Here is a 6,767-nt window from a genome sequence, read left to right on the forward strand (position 1 = left end):
TCACTTCTCCTGACCGAAGGCACGGCTCTGCACCAGGCGCAGGAACCCGAACGAGAGGACGAACGTCGCGACGGCGATGATGACCGAGGTCGCGGCGGCCGAGTACAGGTCACCGCGGATGAAGGCGTCGCGGTACACCTTCATGAGCGGGGTCCACGTGCTGGAGATCGTGTTGCTCAGGGGCTTGAGGGTCGTCGGCTCGGCGAACACCTGCAGGGTCGCGATCATCGAGAAGACGAACGTCATGATGATCGACGGGACGACGATGGGGATCTTGATCCGCCAGGCCATCCCGATCTGGTTGCAGCCGTCGAGCTCGGCGGCCTCGTACAGCTCCGACGGGATCGCCCGGAGCGAGGTGTAGATGACGACCATGTTGAAGCCGACGCCGCCCCACACCGCGATGTTCGCGACCGCGAAGATCACGAGGTCCGAGGAGAACAGCGACGGGACGTCCCAGCCGAGCCGGTCGAACACGTAGTAGAAGGGGCTCACGCCCGGGAGGTAGAGGAAGCCCCAGAGGAGCGACGAGATGACCGCGGGCACGGCGTAGGGCAGGAAGATCGAGATCCTCGAGAACTTGGTCGCGCGCGACCGGCGCGAGTCGAGCAGCAGCGCGAAGAGCAGTGCGAGCCCGAGCATGGTCGGCACGACGATCACGCCGTAGAGCGCGACGCGCCCCACGGACGCGAGGAACTCGGGGTCGGCGAGCGACGCCGCGTAGTTTGCGAACCCGTTCCACACCTCGGTCCGCGCGCCGGACCCGAGCCCGAGCCCGCTGACCTTCTCGGTCCGGAAGCTCAGGTAGACCGCGTACGCGATGGGCAGCGCGAGGAAGAGGACGAACAGCACGATCGCCGGGGCGAGGAAGCCCCAGGGGGCTGCCTGGCGCCGGGACGCGCCCGGTCGGCGGCGTCGCGCCGCGGGCGGCGCGCTCGGCCGCACTGGCGTGGTCGTGGTCACGATCTCTCCTCAGGAGGTCTCCGCCGGTCGAGAGCAGGCGGGTGCCGAAGCACGGGTGCAACAGGTGGGGTGCGGGCGCCCGTCGCCGGGCTCCGCGGGGGTCGCCGCTCGGGTGAGCGACGGGCGGGCGGCCGCCCGGACGAACCGGGCGACCGCCGTCGGGCCTATTCCTTGACGTTGAAGCCGGAGCTCTTCAGGTCCTCGAGCGTGACCTTCTGCATGGCCTCGACCGCAGCCGTGAAGGCGGCCTGCGACTTCGCCTCGGTGGCCTTGCCGAACTCGTCGTTGTACGCCGAGTAGGTGACGTTGACGTTCGGGCCGTACGTGAAGCTGCCCGCGGTCTTGGCCGTCTGGGCCGCGATCTCGTAGAAGTCGGGCTGGTTCGCGAAGAACGTCGGCGGCTCGGAGAGCGCCTCGGCCGACGCCGGGATGTTCGCGGGGTAGATCCCGGTCTGCTCGACGAGGAGGTCGACGCCCTCCTGCGAGGCGTTGAGCCACTCGATGAACTGCGCGGCCTCGGCGGGGTGCTTCGACTGGCTCGTCACGGCCGTCGCGGAACCGCCCCAGTTGCCCGTCGCGGGCTTGGCGGCGTCCCACTGCGGCATGGGGGCCATCTTCCACAGGCCCGCGGTGTCGGGGGCGTTGCCCTCGAGGACGCCCGGCGCCCAGATGGCCGAGAGCCAGCCGATCTGCGTGCCGTTGTTGAGCGCGGCGTTCCACTCGGGGGTGTACATGGGCTTGTTGTCGATCACGCCGGACTCGACGAGACCGCCCCAGTAGTCCGCGACCTTGAGCGTCGCCTCGTCGTCGACCGCGACGGTCCACGAGTCGCCGTCGATGCCCCACCACGAGGCGCCGGCCTGCTGCGAGAGGCCCGTGAACCAGCCCGCGTCGGTCGCGGAGAACGTGCCGAGGTACTTGGTCGGGTCGGCGGCCTGCAGGGCGGCGGCGGTCGCGGCGTACTCGTCCCACGTCGTGGGGACGGTCAGACCGAGCTGCTCGAAGATGTCCGCGCGGTAGTAGAACTGCATGGGGCCCGAGTCCTGCGGCACGGCGTAGACCGCGTCGGAGCCGAGCGTCACGTCGTTCCAGACGCCCTCGGGGAACTGGTCCGCCAGGTCCGCGACCTCGCCCGAGATGTCGGCGAGCGCGTCGGCGGAGACCAGCGTGGGGATCTTCTGGTACTCGGTCTGCATGATGTCCGGCGCGCCGCTGCCGGCCTTGACCGCGGTCAGCAGCTTGGTGATTGCGGGGTCGCCACCGTCCTGCTTGTTGACCGTGACATGGATGTCCGGGTTCGCGGCGTTCCAGGTCTCGACGACCTTGTCGACGTTCGGCGCCCAGGTCCAGAAGGTCAGCTCGACGGGCCCGTCGGCGGCCGGAGCGTCCGACCCGCCACCCGAGCTGCAAGCGGTCATCAGTAGTGCGGCGGAGGCGATGATCGCCGCTGCCTTCGTGCCTGTGGACAGGCGCATGAGGTCCTCCTCGTCAAGGAACCATCGCGCTTCTCGCCAGGGCTTGGGCCAGGGCGACTCACGACAGTGTGGGGCTGTGCACGGTCACAGTACTCACGCCCTGCATGGTCTTGTCAACATCATGTTTCATGCTGTTACCTAGGTGTTGCACGGTCGATCACACCTGTGATCGTGCACAGCGACGTGTTTCGAGGAGAGCGCATGACTTCCGCCAAGCCCCGCCCGGTCGGCCCCGTCTACGACGGCTGGCTGCCTGGCGTCGACGCGATCTGCTACGGCGGTGACTACAACCCCGAGCAGTGGCCGGAGGAGGTCTGGGAGCAGGACGTCACCCTGATGCGCGAGGCCGGGGTGAACCTCGTGAGCATCGGGATGTTCAGCTGGGCGCTCATGGAGCCGCGCGAAGGAGAGTTCGACCTCGGCTGGCTCGACCGCCTGTTCGACCTGCTCCACGCGCACGGCATCCGCGTCGACCTCGGCACGCCCACCGCGTCCCCGCCCGCCTGGTTCTTCCACGCCTACCCCGAGTCGCGCGTCGTGACCCGTGACGGGACGGTCCTGGGGTTCGGCTCGCGCGGCATGGTCTCGCCCAGCTCGCCCGACTACCGCCGTGCGTGCGTCCGCATCACGACCGAGCTCGCGAAGCGCTACGCCTCGCACCCCGCGCTCGCCCTGTGGCACGTGCACAACGAGTACGGCGCGCCCGTCTCGGACGACTACTCGCCCGCGAGCGCCGCCGCCTTCCGCGAGTGGCTGCGCGAGCGCTACGGCGACCTCGACGGCCTGAACGCCGCGTGGGGCACCCGGTTCTGGGGCCAGGTCTACGGCGAGTGGGAGCACGTCGGCGTGCCGGCCGTCGCGGCCTCGGTCGTCAACCCCGCGCAGCGCCTGGACTTCGCGCGCTTCACGAACGACGCCCTGCTGGCGTGCTTCGTCGCCGAGCGCGACGCGATCCGCGCCCACTCGTCGGTGCCCGTGACGACCAACTTCATGGCGGGCGAGTGCCCGTCGACCGACCTGTGGGCCTGGGCGCGCGAGGTCGACATCGTCTCGAACGACCACTACCTGCGGGCGAGCGACCCGCGCAACGAGGTGGGGCTCGCGCTCGCCGCGGACCTGACGCGCTCGGTCGCGGGCGGCAAGCCGTGGATGCTGCTCGAGCACTCGACGTCGGGCGTGAACTGGCAGCCGCGCAACGTCGCCAAGCGTCCGGGCGAGATGGCGCGCAACGCGTTCTCGCACCTGGGCCGCGGCGCCGACGCGATCATGTTCTTCCAGTGGCGGGCCTCGCGCTCGGGCGCCGAGAAGTTCCACTCGGCGATGCTGCCGCACGCGGGCACGGGCAGCCGGGTGTGGCGCGAGGTCGTCGCGCTGGGCGCCGAGCTCGGTGCGGTCGGCGAGGTGCGCGGGTCGCGCGTGCACGCCGACGTCGCGATCCTGTGGGACCCCGAGTCGTTCTGGGCGCAGGACCTCGAGTGGCGCCCGAGCGTGGACGCGCAGCACCGCGAGCGCATCGACGCCTTCTACGACCGGTTCTGGCGCGACGGTGTCCAGGTGGACTTCGCACACCCGGGGCAGGACCTGTCGGGGTACCGCCTGGTCGTCGCGCCCGCGTCGTACCTGCTGACCGAGGACTCGGCCGAGAACCTCACGCGCTACGTCGAGGGCGGCGGCACGCTCCTGGTCTCGTACTTCTCGGCCGCGGTCGACGAGCACGACGCCGTGCACCCGGGCGGCTTCGTGGCCCCGCTGCGCCGCGCGCTCGGGCTCACGGTCGAGGAGTTCCTCCCCCTGCGGGAGGGCGAGTCCCTGAGCGTCGCACTCGACGGCGGCGAGGTCGCACCGGCGTTGACCGGCACGCTCCCCGGCGACGTGTGGGCCGACGACATCGCGCTCGAGGGCGCGCAGGTCGTGGGCACGTACGTCGACGGCCCGGCCCCGGGCGCCCCCGCGATCACGCGGCACACGCTGGGCGAGGGGACGGGCTGGTACGTCTCGACGCGCCTCGACGTCGCCGCGCTGGGCACGCTCCTGGGCGCCGTCTACGCGGACGCGGGCCTGACGCCGTCGGGCCTGCCCGAGAGTTTCGAGGTGGTGCGCCGCCGCGGCGAGGACGCCGAGTACGTCGTCGCGATCAACCACACCACGCACGAGGTCCAGCTCCCCTCGCTCGCCGACGGGACCACGGACCTCGTGACGGGCGAGGCCACGCCGGGAGCCGCGCCCGTGGCCCCGGGGGCCGTGCGCGTGCTGCGGACTCCCCTGGCCTGACCGGCCCCCGCTCTCCTGCGGGTGGTCGGGCGACCACGCCCCTGGTCGCCCGACCACCCGCAGGGTCTTGCTCCACCTGCTCCACCCATCAAGGCACCACGTCAAGGAGGACGGATGAGATCGACGAGGAAGAGCACCCTGGGGGTCCTGGTGACCGCGCTCGCGCTCGCGGGCGTCACGCCCGCGGTCGCCGCACCCGCAGCGGCGGGCACGCTGGTGAACCCCGGCTTCGAGGCCGGGCTCACGGGCTGGACGGTCACGAGTGCCTCGGGGCACGACGGCGGGGCGAAGGTCGAGGACGCGGGGCACGGCTCGTCGTCGGGCCGGTTGAGGCACTGGGCCGGTGACGCCTACGACGTCACGACGGCCCAGACCGTCGAGGGCCTCGCCACGGGCTGGTGGACCGCGAGCGCCTGGGTGAAGTCGGGCGGCGCGCTCGACGCGACGCGGCTCGAGCTCACGGGCTGCGGGGTCGACGACGCGACCACGACCCCCGTCACGGAGCAGGACGACCAGTGGGTGCGCCTGTCGGTCTCGGCCTACGTGACGGGCGGCGACTGCACGGTCGCGGTCGTGACGGACGGTCCGGGCGGCGCGTGGGCCTCGGTCGACGACGTGACGCTCGAGCGGGGGCGCGTGGTGCGCGACGTGCGCGGCGGCGACCTGTCGGGCGTCGCCAAGAACGAGGACCTCGGCGCCACGTACGCGAGCACCGACGGCACACCGGGCGACCCGGTCGAGATCCTCGCCGACGCCGGGATGAACCTGGGCCGCCTCAAGGTGTGGGTCGACCCGGCGGACGGGTACAACGAGATCACCCACGTCGTGGAGAGCGCCCGGCGCATCGAGGCCGCGGGCATGGACGTCATGATCGACTTCCACTACTCCGACCGCTGGACGGACCCGGGCGCGCAGGGCACCCCGGCCGCGTGGGTCGGCGGGACGACCAGCGAGCTGGCGCGGGACGTCTACGACCACACGCGCGACGTGCTGACCGCGCTGCGGGACGCGGGCGTGACCACGGACTACGTGCAGGTCGGCAACGAGATCAACCCCGGCATGATGTGGCCCTACGGGCAGACGTGGGACGTGGTCCCGGGCGACGGGTACGACACCGCGCAGTGGGACTCGCTCGCGGCCTTCCTCAGCGCGGGCTCCCGCGCCGTGCGCGACGTGACCCCCGAGGCGCAGGTGATCCTGCACCTGACGAACATCAACAACGGGATCGGCGGCCTGACCTGGTGGTTCGACGAGGTCACCGCGCGCGGGGTCGACTTCGACGTGATCGGCCTGAGCTACTACGGCTACTGGCACGGCAGCCTGGGCGACGTGCAGGAAGCGGTCGGGACGCTGTCCGACCGCTACGACCGTGACGTCATGGTCGTCGAGACCGCCTACCCGTTCACGCTCGAGGACGGCTCGCCCGCGTGGGAGAACGTCATCGCGACCGAGGACGACCTGGTCCCCGGTTACCCCGCGACCCCCGCGGGACAGGCCGCGGCGCTGCGTGCGGTCCAGGACGTCGTCGCGTCGGCCCCGGGCGGACGCGGCCTGGGGGTCGTGTACTGGGAGCCGGCGTGGACGTCGGTCGAGGGCAACGGGTGGGACCCGGCCGACGCGTCGTCGGGCAACGCGTGGGAGAACCAGGCCATGTTCGACCTCGACGGTCGCCTCCTGGCCCCCGTCGCGGCCGAGCTCGCGCCGGACGCGGCCACGTCGGCCTGGACCGCGGCGGCCGTCTACACGGCCGGTGACGTCGTCCTGCACGACGGCACCGCGTACGTCGCGTCGTGGTGGACCTCGGGCCAGGAGCCGGGCGCCTCGGCGTACGGCCCGTGGCAGGAGGCGGCCGCGGCCGACGGCTCCGGCACGAGCCCGTGGGCAGCGACGCGGGTGTACGTCGCGGGCGAGCGTGTGACGTTCGAGGGCGTGACGTACGAGGCGCGCTGGTGGACCAGGAACCAGCAGCCCGACAGTTCGGCGTGGGGCCCGTGGGAGCGCGTCGGCTGACGCACCCTGCCAACCGCACGCCCGACGGCGCCGCTCACCTCCGAGGAG

Annotated in this window: 4 protein-coding genes; 2 read left to right on the plus strand and 2 right to left on the minus strand. The window is 71.8% G+C overall.

All coding sequences use genetic code 11. The features are described 5' to 3' along the window. Window positions 1-963, minus strand: a complete 963-nt coding sequence (locus tag ACFWFR_RS04025; protein ID WP_082609058.1) for a carbohydrate ABC transporter permease — start codon at window positions 961-963, stop codon at window positions 1-3. 164 nt (window positions 964-1,127) lie between these two features. Next, entirely contained in the window at window positions 1,128-2,438 is a 1,311-nt protein-coding gene (locus ACFWFR_RS04030; RefSeq protein WP_191804344.1) for an ABC transporter substrate-binding protein, read from the minus strand. A 201-nt stretch (window positions 2,439-2,639) separates the two neighbouring features. Here ACFWFR_RS04030 and ACFWFR_RS04035 point away from each other — a divergent pair, with 201 nt between their 5' ends. Together ACFWFR_RS04035 and ACFWFR_RS04040 are read left to right on the plus strand one after the other, a co-directional pair. Next, window positions 2,640-4,709, plus strand: coding sequence for a beta-galactosidase (locus ACFWFR_RS04035; RefSeq protein ID WP_377621354.1), 2,070 nt, complete (start codon window positions 2,640-2,642; stop codon window positions 4,707-4,709). A gap of 114 nt (window positions 4,710-4,823) precedes the next feature. After that, complete coding sequence (locus ACFWFR_RS04040) at window positions 4,824-6,719, plus strand: glycosyl hydrolase 53 family protein (RefSeq protein WP_377621356.1); 1,896 nt, start codon at window positions 4,824-4,826, stop codon at window positions 6,717-6,719. The last annotated feature ends 48 nt before the right edge of the window (window positions 6,720-6,767 follow it).

The organism is Oerskovia sp. NPDC060287 (assembly GCF_042726775.1).
Classification (GTDB): Bacteria; Actinomycetota; Actinomycetes; order Actinomycetales; family Cellulomonadaceae; genus Oerskovia; species Oerskovia merdavium.

Excerpts from the sequence above, each read along its gene's own strand:
- ACFWFR_RS04030 (WP_191804344.1), bottom strand. The coding sequence starts at position 2,438 with ATGCGCCTGTCCACAGGCACGAAGGCAGCGGCGATCATCGCCTCCGCC.
- ACFWFR_RS04035 (WP_377621354.1), top strand. The coding sequence starts at position 2,640 with ATGACTTCCGCCAAGCCCCGCCCGGTCGGCCCCGTCTACGACGGCTGG.
- ACFWFR_RS04040 (WP_377621356.1), top strand. The coding sequence starts at position 4,824 with ATGAGATCGACGAGGAAGAGCACCCTGGGGGTCCTGGTGACCGCGCTC.